The 20,753-nt window shown below is 46.1% G+C and carries 20 protein-coding genes and 1 tRNA gene; 13 read left to right on the top strand and 8 right to left on the bottom strand.

The genetic code is table 11. From position 1 onward, the window contains the following. Positions 1–2: 2 nt before the first annotated feature. Together R7Q11_RS22455 and orn are read right to left on the bottom strand one after the other, a co-directional pair. Positions 3–75 (bottom strand) — tRNA-Gly (locus tag R7Q11_RS22455). Between the two features lie 156 nt (positions 76–231). Beyond that, the gene (gene orn / locus R7Q11_RS22450; RefSeq protein ID WP_017635574.1) at positions 232–777 is read right to left on the bottom strand and encodes an oligoribonuclease; all 546 of its coding nucleotides are present in this window, start codon (positions 775–777) and stop codon (positions 232–234) included. Positions 778–906: 129 nt separating this feature from the next. Here orn and rsgA point away from each other — a divergent pair, with 129 nt between their 5' ends. The 4 genes from rsgA to R7Q11_RS22430 all read left to right on the top strand — a co-directional run bounded on the left by rsgA (position 907) and on the right by R7Q11_RS22430 (position 5,546). Continuing rightward, entirely contained in the window at positions 907–1,971 is a 1,065-nt protein-coding gene (gene rsgA / locus R7Q11_RS22445) for a small ribosomal subunit biogenesis GTPase RsgA (RefSeq protein ID WP_005386419.1), read from the top strand. 116 nt (positions 1,972–2,087) lie between these two features. Then, a complete protein-coding gene (gene asd / locus R7Q11_RS22440) occupies positions 2,088–2,945 on the top strand; it encodes an archaetidylserine decarboxylase (protein WP_225466735.1) in 858 nt (285 codons plus the stop codon). Positions 2,946–3,110: 165 nt separating this feature from the next. Continuing rightward, positions 3,111–4,526: an SLC13 family permease gene (locus R7Q11_RS22435; protein WP_104975656.1), complete on the top strand. Its 1,416-nt coding sequence runs from the start codon at positions 3,111–3,113 to the stop codon at positions 4,524–4,526. 132 nt (positions 4,527–4,658) lie between these two features. Next, positions 4,659–5,546, top strand: a complete 888-nt coding sequence (locus R7Q11_RS22430) for a DMT family transporter (RefSeq protein ID WP_213894192.1) — start codon at positions 4,659–4,661, stop codon at positions 5,544–5,546. Between the two features lie 82 nt (positions 5,547–5,628). Here R7Q11_RS22430 and gpmM read toward each other — a convergent pair whose 3' ends face one another. Then, on the bottom strand, positions 5,629–7,161 hold the full coding sequence (gene gpmM, locus R7Q11_RS22425) for a 2,3-bisphosphoglycerate-independent phosphoglycerate mutase (protein ID WP_225466734.1): 1,533 nt from the start codon (positions 7,159–7,161) through the stop codon (positions 5,629–5,631). A 547-nt stretch (positions 7,162–7,708) separates the two neighbouring features. Between gpmM and R7Q11_RS22420 the strand changes: the two genes are divergently transcribed. The 5 genes from R7Q11_RS22420 to R7Q11_RS22400 all read left to right on the top strand — a co-directional run bounded on the left by R7Q11_RS22420 (position 7,709) and on the right by R7Q11_RS22400 (position 12,139). Beyond that, entirely contained in the window at positions 7,709–8,143 is a 435-nt protein-coding gene (locus R7Q11_RS22420) for a rhodanese-like domain-containing protein (protein ID WP_005386415.1), read from the top strand. Between the two features lie 225 nt (positions 8,144–8,368). Next, positions 8,369–8,833, top strand: a complete 465-nt coding sequence (secB, locus tag R7Q11_RS22415; RefSeq protein ID WP_005386410.1) for a protein-export chaperone SecB — start codon at positions 8,369–8,371, stop codon at positions 8,831–8,833. Between the two features lie 195 nt (positions 8,834–9,028). Next, entirely contained in the window at positions 9,029–10,066 is a 1,038-nt protein-coding gene (gpsA, locus tag R7Q11_RS22410; protein ID WP_225466733.1) for an NAD(P)H-dependent glycerol-3-phosphate dehydrogenase, read from the top strand. Positions 10,067–10,144: 78 nt separating this feature from the next. Then, positions 10,145–10,966 carry a serine O-acetyltransferase gene (cysE, locus tag R7Q11_RS22405; RefSeq protein WP_005381475.1) on the top strand — a complete coding sequence of 274 codons (822 nt, stop codon included), beginning with the start codon at positions 10,145–10,147 and terminating at the stop codon, positions 10,964–10,966. Between the two features lie 27 nt (positions 10,967–10,993). Further along, on the top strand, positions 10,994–12,139 hold the full coding sequence (locus tag R7Q11_RS22400) for a murein hydrolase activator EnvC family protein (protein ID WP_005381476.1): 1,146 nt from the start codon (positions 10,994–10,996) through the stop codon (positions 12,137–12,139). A gap of 73 nt (positions 12,140–12,212) precedes the next feature. On the opposite strand, the gene R7Q11_RS22395 is transcribed toward R7Q11_RS22400, so the two are convergent. The 4 genes from R7Q11_RS22395 to epmA form a co-directional block, all read right to left on the bottom strand. After that, positions 12,213–13,169: an acetyltransferase gene (locus tag R7Q11_RS22395; RefSeq protein WP_053350700.1), complete on the bottom strand. Its 957-nt coding sequence runs from the start codon at positions 13,167–13,169 to the stop codon at positions 12,213–12,215. Positions 13,170–13,313: 144 nt separating this feature from the next. Further along, positions 13,314–13,949, bottom strand: coding sequence for a TetR/AcrR family transcriptional regulator (locus tag R7Q11_RS22390; protein ID WP_042523716.1), 636 nt, complete (start codon positions 13,947–13,949; stop codon positions 13,314–13,316). 21 nt (positions 13,950–13,970) lie between these two features. After that, complete coding sequence (locus tag R7Q11_RS22385; RefSeq protein WP_225466732.1) at positions 13,971–14,345, bottom strand: VanZ family protein; 375 nt, start codon at positions 14,343–14,345, stop codon at positions 13,971–13,973. 9 nt (positions 14,346–14,354) lie between these two features. Continuing rightward, positions 14,355–15,326, bottom strand: coding sequence for an elongation factor P--(R)-beta-lysine ligase (epmA, locus tag R7Q11_RS22380; protein WP_225466731.1), 972 nt, complete (start codon positions 15,324–15,326; stop codon positions 14,355–14,357). Between the two features lie 438 nt (positions 15,327–15,764). On the opposite strand from epmA, the gene frdA reads away from it, so the two are divergent. Genes frdA through frdD form a run of 4 tightly spaced genes read left to right on the top strand, consistent with a single transcriptional unit; the run spans position 15,765 to position 19,097 of the window. Next, the gene (gene frdA, locus R7Q11_RS22375; RefSeq protein ID WP_017821831.1) at positions 15,765–17,564 is read left to right on the top strand and encodes a fumarate reductase (quinol) flavoprotein subunit; all 1,800 of its coding nucleotides are present in this window, start codon (positions 15,765–15,767) and stop codon (positions 17,562–17,564) included. Continuing rightward, a complete protein-coding gene (locus R7Q11_RS22370) occupies positions 17,564–18,322 on the top strand; it encodes a succinate dehydrogenase/fumarate reductase iron-sulfur subunit (RefSeq protein ID WP_005381489.1) in 759 nt (252 codons plus the stop codon). The genes frdA and R7Q11_RS22370 overlap by 1 nt, the downstream gene beginning before the upstream one ends. 2 nt (positions 18,323–18,324) lie before the next feature. Next, positions 18,325–18,708 carry a fumarate reductase subunit FrdC gene (gene frdC, locus R7Q11_RS22365; RefSeq protein WP_005381491.1) on the top strand — a complete coding sequence of 128 codons (384 nt, stop codon included), beginning with the start codon at positions 18,325–18,327 and terminating at the stop codon, positions 18,706–18,708. Between the two features lie 11 nt (positions 18,709–18,719). Continuing rightward, positions 18,720–19,097, top strand: a complete 378-nt coding sequence (gene frdD / locus R7Q11_RS22360) for a fumarate reductase subunit FrdD (protein WP_005381493.1) — start codon at positions 18,720–18,722, stop codon at positions 19,095–19,097. A gap of 102 nt (positions 19,098–19,199) precedes the next feature. Here frdD and R7Q11_RS22355 read toward each other — a convergent pair whose 3' ends face one another. Continuing rightward, positions 19,200–20,603: an SPFH domain-containing protein gene (locus tag R7Q11_RS22355; protein WP_171346246.1), complete on the bottom strand. Its 1,404-nt coding sequence runs from the start codon at positions 20,601–20,603 to the stop codon at positions 19,200–19,202. Between the last annotated feature and the right edge of the window lie 150 nt (positions 20,604–20,753).

The following is a 20,753-nucleotide window of genomic DNA, read 5'->3' as shown; positions in this document are numbered from 1 at the left end:
GGAGCGACACACGAGGTTCGAACTCGTGACCTCAACCTTGGCAAGGTTGCGCTCTACCAACTGAGCTAGTGTCGCATCAACAACGTTTCCGCTGTTTAGGGCTGCGAATTATAAGAGCATTTTTTTGTGATGCAAGTCCTTCCTTCAAAAAAACTTTATTTTTTTACTGAACGACGAAAAAGCAATCAAAAGCGATATAAATTACAACAATTTGGATCGCAACCTTAACAGTTAAATCTTGAAAATAGTACCTCGATAGTACTTAAGTTCTGCGATGGACTCACGAATGTCGTCCAAGGCCAAATGTGTTCCCTGTTTTGTGAACCCATTTAGCACCTCAGGTTGCCAGCGACGTGCTAGTTCTTTAAGAGTACTAACGTCAACATATCGGTAATGGAAGAACTCTTCCAACTCAGGCATATGCTTGTATAAAAAGCGACGATCCTGCCCAATGCTGTTACCACATATTGGCGACGCCCCTTTTGGCACCCATTTTTCTAAAAATTCAATGGTTTGTGCGACTGCGTCTTGTTCTGAAATTTGACTGTTTCGAACGCGCTCCACCAAACCGCTTGCCGTATGCGTATTAGTACACCAGTCGTCCATTTTCGCCAGTTCTTCTTCCGGCTGATGAATCGCTAACACTGGACCTTCAGCCAAAATATTTAGTTCGCTATCCGTGACAATAGAAGCAATTTCGATGATTTTGTGCGTTTCAGGATCAAGCCCTGTCATCTCTAAATCAACCCAAATTAGGTTTTGATCGCTAAAGGACATGGTTACGCCGCCTATTTGTTTATCGATAAAAGAGGTACTATACCTCAAAATACGAGAAACACGATACTCATACACGGAGCCAAGAGTACGGCTCAACCATTTGAGTAAATTCACATAAAGTACAGAATTGTGGCAAAGAAGAAAAAGTTAACCAAAGGTCAGGTGCGACGCGTACGTAGCAACCAACAAAAGCGTTTGAAGAAGCAAGAAGATTCCATCCAGTGGGATGAAAACATGCTAGGCGCCAGCAAGCAAGGTCTCGTGATCACTCGTTTTGGTCAGCACGCGGACATTGAAGACCTTGAAACAGGCGAAATTCAACGCTGTAACCTCCGCCGTGGTATTGAGTCTCTAGTATCTGGCGATCGTGTTTTATGGCGCGAAGGATTGGAGTCTATGGCGGGCATCTCTGGTGTTGTTGAAGCGGTAGAACCTCGCTCTTCAGTGCTCACTCGTCCAGATTATTACGATGGCCTAAAACCCGTTGCAGCCAATATTGATCAAATGGTCATTGTCTCTTCGGTATTACCAGAGCTATCGCTAAATATTATTGACCGCTATCTCGTTGCATCAGAAACACTGAATATTGCGCCATTGTTGGTCTTAAATAAGGTCGACCTTCTAGAAGCCGATGACCGTGCAATGTATGAAGAATGGCTCAAAGAATATGAACGTATTGGCTATAAAGTGCTTCTGGTCAGCAAGAAGTCTGGAGAAGGCATTGCTGAACTAGAAACCCTGCTGCGTGATCGAATTAATATCTTTGTTGGTCAATCAGGCGTAGGGAAATCCAGCTTAGTCAACGCGTTAATGCCGGAACTAGAGAGCGAAGTGGAAGAAGGCGAAGTCTCTGAGAACTCTGGCTTGGGCCAACACACCACGACGGCTGCACGTTTATACCACATTCCAACGGGTGGCGATTTGATCGACTCACCTGGAGTACGTGAATTTGGTCTTTGGCATTTGGAAGCAGAAGAAGTAACAAAAGCATTCGTTGAATTTCGACCATATTTAGGCGGTTGCAAGTTCCGAGATTGTAAACACAATGATGACCCAGGCTGCCTTCTACGTGAAGCTGTCGAGAACGGGGAAATTAACGAAACTCGCTTTGAAAATTATCATCGTATTTTGGAAAGCATGGTTGAAAACAAAGCAAATCGTCAGTATTCACGTAATAAAAAAGCCGATCTGTAATTGAGTTAAGGCTGTAACTGTGTAAAAAGTCTTCACCTAATACTGACAAGCAAATTAAATTTCAGTAACATCACGCGCCCTAAAGCGCGAATCTAACAGAAGTATCGGAATTAAAGATGGACAAGTTTAAAGTTGGACTGCAGTACTGGATCCCACAACACGGCCTCACTCGCCTAATGGGTAAACTGGCTTCAGCAAAAGCTGGCGGTCTAACAACAGCAGTTATTCGTTGGTTTATCAAACAATACAATGTGAATATGGATGAGGCAAAGCACTCAGATCCTAAACATTTTAAAACGTTCAACGAGTTTTTCGTTCGTGAGCTAAAAGAAGGCGCACGCCCAATTTCTGAAGGCGAAAACGTCATCATTCATCCAGCCGACGCTTGTGTTAGCCAGTTTGGCCCTATTGAAGATGGTCAACTTATCCAAGCAAAAGGTCATCACTTCTCAGCACAAGAATTGCTGGGCGGTGACGCGAATTTAGCTGACGAATTTAAAGATGGTTCTTTTGCGACATTGTACCTATCTCCGCGCGATTACCACCGTGTACACATGCCATGTGACGGCACTCTGCGCCAAATGATTTACGTACCAGGTGACCTGTTCTCAGTAAACCCTCTGACAGCAGAAAACGTACCAAACCTATTTGCACGTAACGAGCGTGTGGTGTGTATCTTCGATACTGGGTTTGGTCCAATGGCACAGGTGCTTGTTGGTGCGACAATTGTTGGTAGCATTGAGCAAGTATGGGCTGGCACGATCACTCCGCCTCGTGGAAACACTGTCTACAAATGGGATTACCCAGCAGAGGGTGACAAGGCCGTGATCTTGAAAAAAGGCGAAGAGATGGGCCGCTTCAAACTGGGTTCTACTGTTATTAACCTGTTTGCCAAAGACGCGATTGAGTTTGACGCAAGCATGGAAAACGGTAAGCCAACCGTTATGGGCACACCTTACGCCTTAAAAAATTGAGTAAAACACCGTTAAGAGCCCTTTATTCAGGGCTCTTTTTATTGATAAAAAGCAAAACTCCGTTCGAAATTTAGCCTCTATTTCTCAAACTCATACCTGCCTCTAAGACCCTCATTCCACAATCAATTATCCTGCGCTTAGAATTAATATTTAGAGGGGCAGCCAATGCCAAAGATGAGTGTAAACACGTTGGCGAAATTGCTGGTGTGCTTTTTAATTCCGCTCGGTGTTTTGATGATGCCGATCGATGCTATTCCTATTGACGATCTCACTTTAATTCAGCATCGCCTGTTAGCTATTTTTCTTCTTGCTGCCCTACTTTGGGTTCTCGAGCCGGTTCCCGTTTTTGCTACGTCCATTCTTATTATCGCTCTTGAACTGATCATGATATCGGATAAAGGTTTGCATCTATTTCGCAATCCACCAGCGGGGCATGATTTAGGAGAGTTAATTGCTTACACCGATATTTTCTCGGCCTTCTCTTCACCGATCATTATTCTTTTTATGGGTGGTTTTGCTCTTGCGATTGCGGCTTCCAAATACGAGCTCGACAACAACCTCGCCCGAGTACTATTAAAACCATTCGGCACCCAACCTAAGTTCATCATGCTGGGCTTGATGTTAATTACCGCCGTTTTTTCAATGTTTATGTCCAATACTGCCACGACCGTGATGATGCTAGCCCTGCTTGGCCCCATCGTCGCTTCAGCACCTAAAGGGGATTTAGGCATTAAAGCACTGGTGTTGTGTATTCCAATTGCCGCGAATACAGGCGGCATTGCGACTCCGATAGGCACGCCACCTAATGCGATAGCGCTTCAATATCTCACTGGAGAAAACGCGATAGACTTCCTATCGTGGATGACAATGGGTCTACCATTTGTGTTGGTACAACTCACTGTAGCTTGGTTCTTGTTGCAAAAGCTGTTTCCGTCTAGCGAACCAGAAATGAAACTAAAGCTAGATGGTACATTCAAAAGGAGCTGGCGTGCGATCGTCGTCTACATCACTTTTGCACTAACCATTTTGCTTTGGATGACAACGAAAGTGCATGGCATGAATACATATGTTGTCGCGATTATCCCACTAGCAGTGTTCACGTTAACGGGCATTATGGGAAAAGAAGAGCTCAAGCTGATTAACTGGGATGTTTTATGGCTAGTTGCCGGTGGTATAGCAATTGGCATTGCCTTAGACAAAACGGGCTTAGCCGAAGCATTAGCGCACGCCATTGATTACAGCCTGCTATCACCATTTGCCGTTGTTTTAGCCCTATCGGTAGTGTGCTGGTTAATGGCGAACTTTATGTCTAATACCGCAACGGCAAACTTATTGATGCCTATTGCTGCCGCTATTGGTACATCCATGCCAAGCCTTATTGCGGTTGGTGGCCTACAAGGTTTACTGGTTGTCGTCGCCTTCTCCGCATCACTTGGCATGATCTTACCGGTTTCCACACCACCAAACTCTTTGGCTTATTCAACAGGCCTCATCGAGAGCAAAGACATGGCGAAAGTAGGCCTGATTCTCGGTTTGATTGGTCTACTTATCGTGTATGGCGCAGTTTTGGTACTGTTTTAATCGAAGAGCTCCATGAAAAAGCGTGTTGTCATGGAGCTGCTCTCCAGCTACTGCCCTTACAGAGCGGCTTTTACATCCCATAAATTTCGTGCATATTAAGACTCCTCTACTCTACAAGGACGTCGACACATCATGGGTTACGAATGGCTTGCTTTATGCGCCGCTTTTCTGTGGGCAGTTTCTAGCCTTATTTCTGTCATTCCTGCACAACACCTAGGCGCATTTTCTTACAGCCGCTGGCGTATGGGCTGCACAGCCGTGATCTTATCAACAATGGCCTGGATAACTGGCGGCTGGTTAACGGTTTCTTGGGAACATGTAACGCCAATGATGGCCTCAGGACTGATTGGTATTTTTATTGGCGATACCGCTCTATTCGCGTGTTTGAATCGTATGGGGCCAAGACAAGCCGGGTTACTCTTCTCTTGCCACGCCGTGTTCTCTGCCATCTTGGGCTACTTCTTATTTAGCGAAGTCATGACCACAATAGAACTACTGGGCGCATCATTGGTATTTAGCGGCGTGGTGATGGCGATATTCTTTGGCCGAAGAGGTCAAGTGAATAACGTCTTGGAAGACATTAAAGGTGACATCTGGGTGGGTATTGGACTTGGCTTAACCGCAGCAATGTGCCAAGCATTGGGCGGCATCATCGCCAAGCCAGTAATGCAAACCAGTATTGACCCAGTTGCGGCTTCTGCTATTCGAATGATCAGTGCCTTTTTCGCCCACAGCATGTTGTTAATTCTAGGAGTCAAAGTCGCTCGCTCGACGCAACACATTACTTGGCGCATATTTGGTATTACTGCGCTTAATGGTTTCTTGGCGATGGCCGTCGGCATGACGCTAATCTTATACGCACTGCAAGAAGGAAATGTAGGTATGGTTGCACTTCTATCTTCAACCACGCCAATTATGTTGCTACCACTGCTCTGGATTTACACTAAACGCCGACCAAACCGATTTGCATGGTTGGGCGCAGCCCTAGCTGTGATTGGTGCGGGCATTTTGGTTCAGTAACCTTACAGACCAGCCCTTATTGCCAGATACAAAAAAGCCCGAGTTTAAACTCGGGCTTTTGTCATTCGGAGCCGTTAGTTAACTATTTAACTAGTACTTCACCCGTCATTTCTGCTGGGATTTCTAGACCAGCTAGAGAAAGCATGGTTGGTGCAAGGTCAGACAGTTTACCGCCTTCTTTGAATTCAACCGCTTTGTCACCTACATAGATTAGAGGTACTGGTAGGTTAGTATGAGCAGTGTGGATGCCGCCAGTTTCAGGGTCGATCATCATTTCTGCGTTACCGTGGTCCGCAGTGATCAATAGTTGACCGCCAACTTCTTTGATTGCTTCAACCACTTTACCCACGCTTTCATCTAGAGCTTCGATTGCTTTCTCAGCCGCTTCATAAACGCCAGTGTGACCAACCATATCTGCGTTCGGGTAGTTACAGATGATGGTATCGAACTTACCTGATTTGATAGCCGCAACCATCTTCTCTGTTAGTTCTGGAGAGCTCATTTCAGGCTGCATGTCGTACGTTGCAACTTTTGGAGAAGCAACCAACTGACGCTCTTCGCCTTCGAATTCGTTCTCAACACCACCGTTGAAGAAGAAAGTCACGTGTGCGTATTTCTCTGTTTCAGAGATACGTAGCTGAGTTTGACCTTGTTTAGATAGCCACTCACCGTAAGTGTTTTCTAGAGACGCAGGTGGGAATGCGATAGCTAGAGGGATATCAGCCGCGTATTGAGTCAGCATCACAAAGTTGATTGCTGGGAATACTGCACGCTCAAAGCCGTCAAATGCAGGAACGAATGCACGAGTGATTTGACGTGCACGGTCAGCACGGTAGTTCATGAAGATAACCGCATCGCCATCTTGCATGATTGCGTCTTCTTGACCTTCCGCTTTGATAGCTGTTGCTTTAACGAATTCGTCGTTTTCTTCACGAGCGTAAGCCGCTTCTAGACCTGCAACTGCCGTTTCTGCTGTGAACTCAGCTTTAGCTTGAGTTAGAAGATCGTAAGCAACTTGGACGCGATCCCAGTTGTTGTCACGGTCCATTGCGTAGTAACGACCTACTAGAGAAGCAACGCGGCCTTTACCTAGTTTCGCAAATAGGCCTTGGAAACGTTGTAGTGAGTTTTCAGCACTACGTGGTGGTGTGTCACGGCCGTCTAGGAAGCAGTGTAGGTAGATTTTCTCTGCGCCACGCGCCGCTGCCATTTCAACTGCAGCGTAAATGTGGTCTTCGTGAGAGTGAACACCGCCTGGAGACATCAGGCCCATGATGTGTACTGCTTTTTCAGCTTTCACAGCAGAGTCGATTGCTTCAACTAGCGCAGGCGTTTGTTCGAACTCACCATCAGCAATTGATTTAGTGATACGAGTCAGGTCTTGGTATACAACGCGGCCTGCACCAATGTTAGTGTGACCAACTTCAGAGTTACCCATTTGACCATCAGGAAGGCCAACATCCATGCCTGAAGCAGAGATTAATGTGTGTGGGTTATTCGCAATCAGAGCATCCATTACTGGTGTTTTCGCATTCGCAATTGCGTTACTTGCTGTGTCTTCACGGTAACCGTAACCGTCAAGGATAACTAGAGCCAGTGGCTTCTTAGCTGACATAGTGATGACCTCATCAAATTTAAGTAACTTTTGGCGTAGGGCCTCGCTGCCCTATCTAACCTTGAAACAAAACTAGCGTAATTTTACTACACTTTTTAACCAAAACTGTAGGTTAAGATCAAATAATGTTTGCGATTTATTGTTGCTATCTTACAAGTTAAGCGAACAACGAGTCAGTGCCGACAATCGTGTTCCACAAGCATAGTCATTTCTAATACGCTTTGTACACCCCAGTCTAAGTTCGGTTTTCTTACGCTTCTCATTCTTATTTTTGCACTTGAAACAGCGCTAATTTAAAGCAACATCAAACAAGATGGATTAATACCTATTGTTCTCTTTTCTCAGTAAAACAGAAGTCACTTAAACCGATAAGTCCAATAGGCAAAAGCAATCAAGCTACCAGAGCAAAATGTACGGATAGTAAGGGCATAAAGGGTTTATAGAGATCTCAATTATTCGTTAGAAAATTTTAACCCTCTCGCCTAAGAGCCGTAACCTCGCTATACTCCTGCTTTATTTTTCCGCCAACAGCGTAAGAGCTCAAGACATGCAAGAGTACATTGAATTTTTCCAACAGAACATGATTCTATCTTTGGTTTGGGTAGGTCTTCTTGTCGCCTTTATCATGAACATCGTGAAATCAGCGACAGCCGCATACAAAGAAATCAACGTAAACCAACTGACTCATCTTATGAACCGTGAAAACGGCGTTGTAGTGGATATCCGTACCAAAGACGAGTTCAAAAAAGGTCATATCACCGACTCACTTCACATTTTACCGTCAGACATCAAAGCGGGTAACTTGGGTAGCCTTGAAAACCACAAATCAGACCCAATCATTGTTGTATGTAAGACAGGACAGACCGCTCAAGAAAGCGCAAACCTACTAGTAAAAGCTGGCTTCGAAAACGTGAGCCTACTAAAAAATGGTTTGATTGCGTGGAACGAAGCGAACCTGCCGTTAGTTCGCGGTAAGAAGTAGGAACGTGGCAAGAACGAAAGTTCGCGTTTAAACGCGCTTTTACCAAGCCTCGCGGACAAAAAACTGAGCAAATTGAAAGCAGTTGGAGCACTAAGTTGTGACGCTTTGCACGTAATACACGCTTCATCTAGTCAAGGTAGATTGGCTCAGTTAGTCTCAGGACATACCAGTTTTCTGAGCTTAGACGTTTCTAGGCTCAACAAATATTGATTTAAGGATTAAAAAATGGCTGAAGCAGCACCTCAAGACGCACAACAAAACTTCGCAATTCAACGCATCTTCCTAAAAGACGTTTCTTTTGAAGCGCCGAACTCTCCAGTAATTTTCCAGAAAGAGTGGAACCCAGACGTTAAACTAGACCTAGACACTCAAAGCCGTGAGCTTGGTGAAGGCGTTTACGAAGTTGTTCTACGCCTAACCGTTACTGTGAAGAACGAAGAAGAGACTGCGTTCCTATGTGAAGTTCAACAAGGTGGTATCTTCACTGCTGAACAAATGGAAGCTGGTCAACTTGCACATTGCCTAGGCGCATTCTGCCCGAACATCCTATTCCCATACGCTCGTGAAACTATCTCAAGCCTAGTCGTTAAAGGTACGTTCCCTCAACTGAACCTAGCGCCAGTAAACTTTGACGCGCTATTCATGAACTACCTACAACAGCAAGCTCAACAAGGCGAAGCTGAAGCGTAATTCACGTTTTATAAGTGACGAATAGCCACAGTGCTGACGTCACCGACTCAAATAAAATGCACAGAGCGTCTACCATTCGATGCAATGTGCATTTTTTATTTCTGACAAAAGTTCCTAGTTCCTAATCGCCAGAAGGCGTAAAATTTGACGATTAGGAACTAGATTCTACTAGTAGCAAGACAATTAGGCGGTAGCATGACACAAGCAAATACAAACAATGCTTACGGTAAAGACATCGCAATGACTGTGATTGGCGCAGGCTCATACGGCACCTCTTTGGCAATCTCACTCGCTCGTAACGGCGCGAACGTTGTCCTTTGGGGACACGAGCCAGAGCACATGGCTCGCCTAGAAGCAGACCGAGCTAACCATGCCTTTTTACCAGGTGTTGATTTCCCTGAAAGCTTGATCATTGAATCGGATTTAGAAAAAGCCGTTCAAGCAAGCCGAGATTTGTTGGTTGTGGTTCCAAGCCATGTCTTTGGCATGGTGCTAAACAGCTGTAAACCATTCTTGCGCGAAGACTCTCGCATCTGTTGGGCAACCAAAGGGCTTGAACCTGAAACGGGGCGCCTGCTGAAAGACGTCGCTTATGACATTATCGGTGAAAACTACTCACTAGCAGTATTGTCTGGCCCAACGTTTGCGAAAGAGCTCGCAATGGGTATGCCGACTGCAATCTCTGTTGCGTCTCCAGATTCTGAATTTGTTGCGGATCTACAAGAAAAAATCCACTGTAGCAAAACCTTCCGCGTATATGCCAATAGTGACTTTATTGGTATGCAATTGGGTGGCGCTGTGAAAAACGTTATTGCGATTGGTGCGGGTATGTCTGATGGTATCGGTTTTGGCGCCAATGCCCGTACTGCATTAATTACTCGTGGCTTGGCTGAAATGAGTCGCCTTGGTGCTGCGCTGGGTGCACAGCCAGAAACCTTTATGGGCATGGCGGGTTTAGGCGATCTTGTCCTGACATGTACCGATAACCAATCACGTAACCGACGCTTTGGCTTGGCATTAGGCCAAGGTAAAGACGTTGATACGGCTCAAGAAGAAATTGGTCAAGTGGTTGAAGGTTACCGCAATACAAAAGAAGTATGGCTACTTTCTCAACGTATGGGTGTTGAGATGCCGATAGTTGATCAAATTTATCAAGTATTGTATCAAGGAAAAGATGCGCGCTTAGCAGCGCAAGATTTACTTGCTCGTGACAAAAAAGCCGAAGGAAAGTAGCAATCTACCGCCCTTTGCAGCTCATCTGAGAAAAATTGAAGTTGTCGGGTCACGGAAGAACCACTCTGGATATTGAGAATGAAACACTGCGAAAAACAAAAAGTCTGGAACAAAATTGTCTCAGAAGCCCGTGAAATGTCAGAACAAGAGCCTATGCTGGCGAGCTTCTATCATGCCACCATTATCAAGCATGAAAGTTTGTGTGCCGCTCTGAGTTATATTCTGGCTAACAAATTGAACACCGCTTCCATGCCAGCGATGGCTGTGCGTGAAGTGGTTGAAGAAGCCTTTGCGGCTGATCCAACCATCACTGACGGCGCGGCTTGTGATATTTGTGCCACGGTCAATCGCGACCCTGCTGTTTCAATGTACTCAATGCCCTTGCTGTACCTAAAAGGCTATCACGCCCTGCAAGGCTACCGAGTAGCAAACTGGCTGTGGAAGCAAGGTCGTCACGCTCTTGCGACTTACCTACAAAATCAGATTTCGGTAGCATGTCAGGTCGATATCCACCCTGCAGCGCGCATTGGTAGTGGTATCATGCTCGACCATGCAACAGGCATCGTGATTGGTGAAACTGCCGTGGTCGAAAACGACGTGTCTATACTGCAAGATGTCACCCTTGGTGGTACTGGTAAAGAATGCGGTGATCGTCACCCGAAAATTCGCGAAGGCGTAATGATCGGCGCTGGTGCAAAGATTCTTGGCAATATCGAAGTCGGTGAAGGCGCGAAAATCGGATCTTGCTCTGTGGTATTGCAAGCCGTGCCTCCTCACACAACGGTGGCTGGCGTGCCTGCAAAAATCGTCGGACGTCCAAAAACAGACAAACCCTCTCTCGATATGGATCAAGGCTTTAACGGCAAGTCGCAAAGCTTTATCCATGGAGATGGTATTTAATCGTCAACAAACCTTTTTGACAACAACGTGGTAGGTAACTCTCAAGTGCGAAAACAAAATCACCCTGTTCTACGCTCGGCTATTTTATTAACTTGTGCTTTATCTGCCACTTATCCCATTACCTCCTCTGCTGTGAGTCAGCAAGAGCTCAAAGGCGTATCCAGTGAGATAAGCCGTCAGCGCAAATCGCTCTCTTCCCAAGAAAAGCAGCTCAATGAGTTACAGAAGTCACTAAAAGATCAAGAGCTTGGAATTTCTAAGCTTGAGCGTGAAATACGACAAACCAAGTCTAACCTCGCACAAGCAGACAAAAACATAGAAAACCTGGAAGAGAAAATTGCCTTGCAAGAAGCACAGCGTCAAGAGCAAGAAGAAGAACTCAAACAGCTACTGCAAACGTATTACGTAACCGAGCGAGCGAAAGCCAATGGTCACTTGTTAAATCAAGGTGTGGAAGAAGACCGCATGAGCCAATACTTCCAGCATTTAGCTAAAGCACGTGCTGAAGTGATTGATGCGATCACCAAAATAACCCAAGAATTAGCGCACAACAAAAACCAACTCGAGCTAGAAAAAGAGCAAATCGAGACTCTGCTCAAGCAGCAATCCGAAAAACGTACAGCGCTAGCGAGTACACAATCCAAGCGTAAGCAAACCCTGAATAAAATTCAGAGCAGTATCAAGAATGACAAACGCTACTTAGCCGAGCTGCAACGCAACGAAACCCGTTTAAAAGCAGAGATCGCCAAAGCAGCGAAGCGTAATGCGGTGCCAATGGACGGACTCGGCAAACAGCGCGGTAAGTTGCCTTGGCCACTCAAAGGCAGTGTGTTACACAACTTTGGTACGCGACAAACCGGGCAGGTAAACTGGAAGGGCATGGTGCTGTCTGCCAACTATGGTCAACAAGTGAAAGCCGTTTATCCCGGAACTGTCGTATTTGCGGAGTATCTGCGCGGATACGGTTTAGTGGTACTGCTCGACCACGGCAAAGGTGACATGACCCTCTATGGTTACAACCAAGCCTTAACTAAAAAAGAAGGCGACCGAGTCACCGCCGGCGAAGTGATTGCTCTCGCGGGTGATACGGGCGGTCAAGACAGGCCATCGCTGTACTTCGAAATTCGTCGTAATAGTGAAGCGCAGAATCCGAAATCTTGGTTAAAGCGCTGATTATCTGACTTATTGACTTGTCATAAAAAAGGAGCCACTCGGCTCCTTTGTTGTATTCATGTTTTGGAAAATGCTATGCGTAGTAGGTTTCTACCGCATCAATAAAAGCATTCACATCATCTTTGCTTAACGCGTTGATTCCTGCCGCCGCCTCTCGCCCCCCACCTGTCGGGAACTGACCACACACGGCAACGGCACCTTGTTTATTGTTTAATGGGGCACGGAGTGAAACCGTATAAGTCCCATCTGAATTTTCAGTAAGTACCGCATGCGCAGAGTCAGGGGTTTGGTTTGCTAGCCAGTTGCCATAAACACCACTGATTCGGCGTGATGCCGCCGTGTTTGGTAACTCAAACAACTTCAGCTTACCGCTCTCATGCATGGCAGGCACTGCGAGAGCCGCCTCCATGTCTTGTTGGTAAGCCGATTGCAATTGGTAGTATGGCGAGGCCGTATCTTCAATAGCTTCAAATGGTGACGTGTACTTCAGCAAAGCTCGGTACAGCTCCGCAGGGTGAAAGTGTAAATCTTCGACCTTCGTTCCGTAGCCGTTGTAGTTAATTAAAGTACCCAGCTCTTTTAGCTGCTCTTTCTGTTGCTGCGACAAGCCCGCGTTATTCGCTAGCTCATCGGCTTTAGCAATCATGTTATCGCCATAAGCCGCCGTAATCGCCCAGTCATGAAAACGCCCATCAAGCAACTTATCGACAATCAACGCCGTGCACATGTTGGCATCGAGATCGATGTGCACATCCAAATTACCATGCTGAGGAATGTCGCCCGCTTTGTGATGATCGGCGTAAAAGACGTGCGCGCCTTGAGCCAAAGCTTGCTCTAGACCTGCCATGTTCTTTTCCATCGAAATGTCTAACACAGTCAGCTCATCACCCGCTTGCACGTCTACTTTTTCCACCAGCTTGATGTCGCGCTTTACACCGGTTATTAACTGGGCATCGACAGGATCAGCCAAACGCAATTGTAGAAGAGCAATGATGCCATCAGCATCACCATTAAAAATGTCGTAATTCATGGGGCGATAGTTCCTTTATCGAGAATCTTATCCCTGCAAGGGTTTTTAGCGTATGGGACTATTGTGCGTGGCATATTTGACAAGTCAACTCGAGCCACGACTCGAAAATGAGAGTGACTCTCGAAATATTAAGCAGTTTGACGTTTAACTGTGTAGATTGCTAACCGCATCTTCTAATAACAGTAGCTGCTCTAAGCCCTGCTCAGTTGCTAATGGCTTAACGACATTAAGCATCTGCAACATCCCTTGCTTCACCATTTGCTCGGTAATGTTGGTTTTTGAAGCCATCGCGGATTGATACGCCAACCAACTACACGCAATCAAGTGCAATGTACATACCAATGACTTCAACTGTTGTTGATCGACTTTCAACAACTTCATCGTTACGAACTCTTGCATAATAGCAATGAGGTTCGCTTGCAGCTTCTCTTGCACATCGATGTACTGTTCGTGTAGCTGTTCATCTCGTGACAGGATTTCTGGTAAGTTTGCGTAGAAAAAGCGGTATTTCCACATCAAGGTAAAAATAGAGTCTAGGTAGCTCTTCAGCATAGTAAGGCTCTCTTGCGAACCTTGAATAGGGGTAAATCTTTCTAAAAGTTCTGCTGAATAAAGCGCAAAGATCTCACGAACGATTTCTTGCTTATTGCGGAAGTGGTAATACAGATTACCAGGGCTAATTTCGATGTGATCGGCAATGTGATTGGTGGTGATGTTGCGCTCACCATGTTGGTTGAACAACTCCAGTGCCGCGTAGACGATTTTGTCGCGCGTTTTCATTGTTATCGTGTTCCCTCTTCATTAACGAATCGAGTATAGCGACTTCACCAACCTAGGTCGATAGAGGCTCCAAATACGGTAACATAACAGACCAGTTAAGATGCCAGTTGAGTTGGCGACAAGGTCTAACCAAGAAGTTTGTCGCCCTACATACCCTTGCAACCACTCAATAACGGCGCTGAATAGCAAAATACCAATCGCCACCGCCCAACGTTGACGCCAACGCCACACACAAAAACAACCTAAAAACGCAAAGCCGCTATACGCCATAGCGTGCTGCATTTTGTCGAGATACGCGATATTGCCCCAGTCTTGCAGTTCACCTGAACTCAGAGATAAAAAAGCGATCAATATGGCGTAGCTAAAGATGACGGAACGTGCAACCGTCAGGTTCATTGGACGTCCTTATGCAATTGGAAATGGAAAGGCCGTCACTTGATCAATGTGGTCACAGCCTAGCGCCAGCATGATCAAACGATCAATACCCAGCGCGACCCCTGCACAGTCTGGCAACCCTGCTTCCAGTGCAGAAATCAGATGATAATCGATCGGCTGCGGTTTTAAACCCATTTCGATACGCTTTGCGTTATCTTGTTCAAAGCGCGCTAATTGCTCTTTCGGGTTGTCCAGTTCATGGAATCCGTTCGCCAGCTCTATCCCCTTAAAGTACACTTCAAAACGATCCGCGACGCGATGATCTTGAGGATTGATTTTTGCGAGCGCCGCCTGTGACGCAGGGAAGTCGTACACAAAAGCCGGCACATCCTGACCAATTGTATTTTCTACTCCCACGCTAAATAACAGTTGCAGCAACGTATCGCGATCTTCTTCTGGCTTAGCAATGTCACTCAAGCCCAGCTTGCTTGCCGCCGCTTTCAGCTCAGTCATCGAGCCTTCTAGTGGACACACACCCAACACATCAATGAAGGCTTGTTGATACGTCATGCGCTGCGCTGCGCCACACTTCAATACCAGCTGCAACAGGTCATCCATTTCATCCATCAATTTATGGTGGTCAAAGCCAACGCGATACCACTCCAACATCGTAAACTCGGGGTTGTGGTATCGACCATTTTCTTCGTTACGAAACGCTTTATTGATTTGATAAATACAACCACTGCCCGCTGCCAAAAGGCGCTTCATATGGAATTCTGGACTGGTCATAAAGAACAGCTTACTGCCATCAGCGTAACCAGGGCCAACAAACTCGGTTTGGAAAGTATGCAAATGAATGTCAGTCACGGTCGCGTGGCTCATCGCTGGCGTGTCCACTTCCATCACCTGTCGCTCGGCAAAGAATTGACGAATGGCGGCGATTAACGTCGCACGTTGACGAAGTTGCTCAATGGAAGCGGTAGGTTGCCAGTTGGTTTGCATAATAAGTATCTCAAAACTCTAATTTAGCGCGTAAAAACCCCATTCTACATGCTTTTCACGGTTCGACGAGAGGGGAATTTCCCTTCTCTATTTTCCCGCCACATTGTTTAAATTTGAAGCAAGCATTACTCGTGCTGCAGAACAAAAAACACTCAGTTAAAATCCTATTATCCATGCGGTTAATGTCACGCAACACGGGTTTAACATCCCTAATGTTAATGCTTGAGGACCAAAACCTCGATGCCGTGATAGCAGTCACATAACCTATAAATTCTATGCCCTTAAGTGCATTACCGAAGCAAAAACCCAATTACATCAATTTTTCTGCCATGTGGCTCATCTACACTAACCCTACTACTTTTGGGGAGTTCTTTTTAAAGAGCGCCTCGTAATGACAATAACAAGCGGATTTCCGCAATCACACACTGGAGGATAACTGTGCAAATTATCACCACAGATATCGCAGTCATCGGCGCAGGCGGCGCTGGTCTTCGTACTGCTATTGCAGCGGCTGAAGCAAACCCAGACTTAGAAGTCGCTCTGATTTCTAAAGTTTATCCAATGCGCTCCCACACGGTCGCTGCAGAGGGTGGCTCAGCAGCAGTTATCAAGGATGAAGATAGCTTAGACAACCACTTCAACGACACTGTTGGCGGTGGTGACTGGCTATGTGAACAGGATGTTGTTGAATACTTTGTAGAGAACGCGACTCGCGAAATGATCCAAATGGAGCAATGGGGTTGCCCATGGAGTCGTAAAGAGAACGGTGAAGTCAACGTACGCCGCTTTGGTGGTATGAAGGTTGAACGTACTTGGTTCGCTGCAGACAAAACTGGCTTCCACATGCTTCATACGCTATTCCAGACATCAATGAAGTACAGCAACATCAAACGTTTTGATGAGTACTTTGTGGTGGATCTGCTTGTTGATGAAGGCGAAGTTCAAGGTCTGATTGCTATTCACATGTCTGAAGGCGAGCTTGTTACTATCAAAGCAAAATCTGTTGTTCTAGCAACAGGTGGCGCGGGCCGTGTTTACCACTGTAACACCAACGGCGGTATCGTAACGGGCGATGGTATGGCAATGGCTTACCGTCACGGCGTTCCTCTACGTGATATGGAATTCGTTCAATACCACCCAACAGGTCTTCCTGGTACAGGTATCCTGATGACGGAAGGTTGTCGTGGTGAAGGCGGTATCATCGTTAACAAGAATGGCTACCGTTACCTACAAGATTACGGTATGGGCCCTGAAACTCCAGTTGGCCAACCGAAGAACAAATACATGGAACTGGGTCCTCGTGACAAAGTTTCTCAAGCTTTCTGGCACGAACAACAGAAAGGCAACACCATCAAACACCCACTGGGTGACGTGGTGCACCTAGACCTTCGCCACCTTGGTGAAGAGTACCTACAAGAACGTCTGCCGTTCATCTGTGAGCTAGCAAAAGCTTATGTAAACGTGGACCCTGCAAAAGAGCCAATTCCAATTCGTCCAACCGTTCACTACACCATGGGTGGTATTGAAACGGACGGCAGTTGTGAAACTCGCATTAAAGGCCTATTCGCGGTGGGTGAATGTGCGTCTGTTGGTCTTCACGGTGCAAACCGTCTAGGTTCTAACTCACTGGCTGAGTTCGTGGTATTTGGCCGCGTAGCAGGTGAAAACGCCGTGAAACGTGCGGCAGAATTCAAAGGCTGGAACGACGCGGCAATTGACGCGCAAGTAAAAGCGGTTGAAGAACGCATCGCTAACCTAATGAACCAAGAAGGCGACGAAAACTGGGCAGAAATCCGCACAGAAATGGGCCACACCATGGAAGCGGGTTGTGGTATCTACCGCCAAGAAGATTTGATGCAAGCGACTATCGACAAGATCACTGAGTTGAAAGAACGCTACAAACGCATCAGCATCAAAGACAAAGGTAAAGTGTTCAACACTGACCTTCTGTACGCCATTGAAGTAGGCTACGGCCTAGAAGTCGCAGAAGCGATGGTTCACTCTGCGATTCTACGTAAAGAATCTCGCGGTGCGCACCAACGTCTAGACGACGGTTGTACAGAACGTGATGACGTGAACTTCCTAAAACACTCACTTGCTTTCTACAAGCCAGAGTCAGCACCAAGTATCGATTACAGCAATGTGACCATCACTAAGTCACAACCAAAAGCTCGTCTATACGGTGAAGCAGCAGAAAAAGCCGCGGCTGAAGAGAAGAACGCAGAGGAGCAAGCATAATGTCAGCAAATCGCATTCAAAAAGTAGACATCCTGCGTTACGACCCAGAAAAAGATGCAGAACCATACAAGCAAACATTCGAAGTCCCATTCGATGAAACCATGTCTGTACTTGACGCACTTGGTTACATCAAAGACCACCTAGACAAAGATCTGTCTTACCGTTGGTCTTGCCGTATGGCGATCTGTGGCTCTTGCGGCATCATGGTGAACAACGTACCGAAACTTGCTTGTAAGAGCTTCCTACGTGACTACCCAGACGGTGTGACTATCGAGCCTCTAGCGAACTTCCCAATCGAGAAAGACTTGATTGTTGATATGACGCCATTCATCGAGCGCCTAGAAGCAATCAAACCATACATCATTGGTAACGATCGTAAACCAGAAGACGGTACGAACTTGCAAACGCCAGAACAGATGGCGAAATACAAACAGTTTGCTGGCTGTATCAACTGTGGTCTGTGCTATGCAGCATGTCCTCAGTTTGGTCTTAACCCAGAGTTCATCGGTCCTGCTGCACTAACGCTAGCCCACCGCTACAACCTAGACAGTCGTGACAACGGTAAAGATGAGCGCATGAAGCTTATCAACGGTGAAAACGGTGCTTGGGGTTGTACGTTTGTTGGTTACTGTTCTGAAGTTTGTCCGAAGAACGTTGACCCAGCAGCGGCAGTAAACCAAGGCAAAGTGGAGTCTTCTATGGACTTCGTGATTGCTATGTTGAAACCTGATGGTTCACCAAAGAAAGTGGAGGCATAAGGATGAGCAATCGTAAACCTTACGTTCGTGAAGTAAAACGCACTTGGTGGAAGAACCATCCTTTCTACCGCTTCTACATGCTACGTGAAGCGACGGTGCTTCCGTTAATTCTATTCACTCTGTTCCTAACTTTCGGTTTAGGTTGCTTGGTGAAAGGTCCTGAAGCATGGCAAGGTTGGTTAGCGTTCATGGCGAACCCAATCGTAGTCGCAATCAACATTGTTGCACTACTCGGTAGCCTATTCCACGCTCAAACTTTCTTCAGCATGATGCCACAAGTAATGCCAATTCGTTTGAAAGGCAAACCAGTGGACAAGAAGATCATCGTATTGACTCAGTGGGCCGCGGTTGCGTTCATCTCACTGATCGTTCTCATCGTGGTGTAAGGAGCTGAGCAATGAAACCGAATTATAGTGTAAACACATCACCAAAACGTTCTGATGAGCCAATCTGGTGGGGTCTGTTTGGCGCAGGCGGTACTTGGTTCGCGATGATCACGCCAATCACTGTTCTTGTGCTAGGTATCTTGGTACCACTAGGCGTGATTGACGCAGAAGCGATGAGCTACGAGCGTGTCTCTGCATTCGCAACCAGCATCATCGGTGCGCTATTCATCATTGGCACGCTAGCATTGCCAATGTGGCACGCAATGCACCGTGTACACCACGGCATGCACGACCTTAAATTCCACACTGGTGTGATTGGTAAAATTGCATGCTATGCATTTGCAGGCCTCATCACTGCACTAGCAGTTATCTTTATCTTCATGATTTAAGAGACTGACCAAAAAAGAAAAAGCTGGCTAAATGCCAGCTTTTTTATTGCTTTGGGTTACCTATGATCTTTTTGCTTTTTAAGCTTTTGACCACCCATGATCTTATTGCTGTGTGACCTTCTTTGTTTGGTCCATAAGACCAAGAGCACCAAAGCCAGTAATCACATCTAAGTTCGTTTTCAAGCCCGTTTCGTCACTTCCACCGATGTAGTTTTGTGGCATCTGAACTTGGAAGTTTTGCAAGTTATTGTACAACGAGTTCGCTACGTCTCGATTTAATTCCGCCAAGTAAACTTCACGGTTTGCACCTAACGCCGCATACTTACCTTTTAGGACTTCAGATTCTGCGCGACCTTTCGCTAATATCGCTTTCGCTTCAAACTCTGCGGAAAGTGCGTTTGCTTTTTGAATCGCTAAGTTAGCCTCGGCGATAGCTAGCTCTTTCTCCTTCTCGACTTCAGCAAGTCGTTTGGTTTTTTCCACTTCAACGATTTCACGCTCTGCAATCTGACGCGCCACTTCCACTTCTTTTTGTTGAGCAATAATTGCGAGTTCTTTACCACGCTGGGCGTCTTGCACCTCACGTGTTCGTTGAATCTCTTTGCGTAACTGCTCGGTCTCTGCCTGTGCTTTCGACGTTTCTTGTTCCTGAATCGCGCGAATACGATCCGCCACTAAACGCTTTTTATCTGCCAATAGCTGATCTAATTGCTTTTCTGGCTGCGGGTCACCAATGGTCACCTGCGTCACTTGAATACCGTATTGTTGTAACGGATTGTCTTGACGAATTGGTTGCCCGGTTTTGTCTACGACTGGCACAGTTTTCCATACCAGTTGATTGGTGCGCTGTAATTGGTTCGGATTAGCTTGATTCACCCCAACAGGCGCAAGATCCAACTCTTCCACTTCAACCTGACGTCGCTCTGTTAGATAAATCCCCTCTCGTAACTGATCGCCAAGTTTCGATTTGAACTGGTTCAAACCACCTTGGAAAAACTCTTCACCCGTGTATTGGGTTGCGGTAATCACCGTTACGTTACGTGCGTTCTTTACAAGCAGCGCATCGATCAAGTTACTGTTGTTGCGGAACTCTTTATGCATCTTCTTCACCGCTTCAGGGTCATTACTGAGCTTAAAGCGGAATGTTACGGGGATCTGACCAATATAGGTGTCTGCAAATCGAACCTGAATCGCATCAAGACGTTGATAAAAATCTTCGCCCTTGCTGTTACCGAATGACACGGTGATCACTTGGTCATACTTGGTGATTTTGGACAGAAATGGCATACGAAAATGAATGCCAGGTTCAGTAAACACATCCAACTCACCAGTAATATTATTCTGATGCACGTAGCTGTAACCCGCATCGGTCATCAGCACCGAGCTATTAATCGTTAAGCCTATTGCCAACAGCGGTACGCCAAATACGGCTGCTTTTAATCCTTTATGTAGTAACTGACGTCTTTCTTCCACCTTTAAACCCCTTCCTAAACCTCTGCTTTCCATTTTGTTCTCCTTTTTTGGATTGTTACTGAGTTAAATCGATAAAAATCAGATTGCTATGCAACTCAGCAACAAGTACTAATGTATCAAAATGTTACATTAAGGAATAATCGATAGATTCATGGAATAAATAAGATTTTTACGAATAATACA

This window comes from Vibrio sp. 970 (genome assembly GCF_033339075.1).
The sequence above is the reverse complement of the archived record's forward strand: the minus strand, read 5'-3'. Positions and strand labels throughout refer to the sequence as shown.

What these genes read in the sequence shown, in the direction of transcription:
- R7Q11_RS22395 (WP_053350700.1), bottom strand. Translation starts at nt 13,169, where the DNA reads ATGAATTACGACATTTTTAATGGTGATGCTGATGGCATCATTGCTCTT.
- R7Q11_RS22385 (WP_225466732.1), bottom strand. Translation starts at nt 14,345, where the DNA reads ATGAACCTGACGGTTGCACGTTCCGTCATCTTTAGCTACGCCATATTG.
- R7Q11_RS22370 (WP_005381489.1), top strand. Translation starts at nt 17,564, where the DNA reads ATGTCAGCAAATCGCATTCAAAAAGTAGACATCCTGCGTTACGACCCA.
- frdC (WP_005381491.1), top strand. Translation starts at nt 18,325, where the DNA reads ATGAGCAATCGTAAACCTTACGTTCGTGAAGTAAAACGCACTTGGTGG.
- secB (WP_005386410.1), top strand. Translation starts at nt 8,369, where the DNA reads ATGGCTGAAGCAGCACCTCAAGACGCACAACAAAACTTCGCAATTCAA.
- R7Q11_RS22390 (WP_042523716.1), bottom strand. Translation starts at nt 13,949, where the DNA reads ATGAAAACGCGCGACAAAATCGTCTACGCGGCACTGGAGTTGTTCAAC.
- R7Q11_RS22420 (WP_005386415.1), top strand. Translation starts at nt 7,709, where the DNA reads ATGCAAGAGTACATTGAATTTTTCCAACAGAACATGATTCTATCTTTG.
- frdD (WP_005381493.1), top strand. Translation starts at nt 18,720, where the DNA reads ATGAAACCGAATTATAGTGTAAACACATCACCAAAACGTTCTGATGAG.
- asd (WP_225466735.1), top strand. Translation starts at nt 2,088, where the DNA reads ATGGACAAGTTTAAAGTTGGACTGCAGTACTGGATCCCACAACACGGC.
- orn (WP_017635574.1), bottom strand. Translation starts at nt 777, where the DNA reads ATGTCCTTTAGCGATCAAAACCTAATTTGGGTTGATTTAGAGATGACA.
- R7Q11_RS22430 (WP_213894192.1), top strand. Translation starts at nt 4,659, where the DNA reads ATGGGTTACGAATGGCTTGCTTTATGCGCCGCTTTTCTGTGGGCAGTT.
- epmA (WP_225466731.1), bottom strand. Translation starts at nt 15,326, where the DNA reads ATGCAAACCAACTGGCAACCTACCGCTTCCATTGAGCAACTTCGTCAA.
- R7Q11_RS22355 (WP_171346246.1), bottom strand. Translation starts at nt 20,603, where the DNA reads ATGGAAAGCAGAGGTTTAGGAAGGGGTTTAAAGGTGGAAGAAAGACGT.
- cysE (WP_005381475.1), top strand. Translation starts at nt 10,145, where the DNA reads ATGAAACACTGCGAAAAACAAAAAGTCTGGAACAAAATTGTCTCAGAA.
- R7Q11_RS22435 (WP_104975656.1), top strand. Translation starts at nt 3,111, where the DNA reads ATGCCAAAGATGAGTGTAAACACGTTGGCGAAATTGCTGGTGTGCTTT.
- gpsA (WP_225466733.1), top strand. Translation starts at nt 9,029, where the DNA reads ATGACACAAGCAAATACAAACAATGCTTACGGTAAAGACATCGCAATG.
- gpmM (WP_225466734.1), bottom strand. Translation starts at nt 7,161, where the DNA reads ATGTCAGCTAAGAAGCCACTGGCTCTAGTTATCCTTGACGGTTACGGT.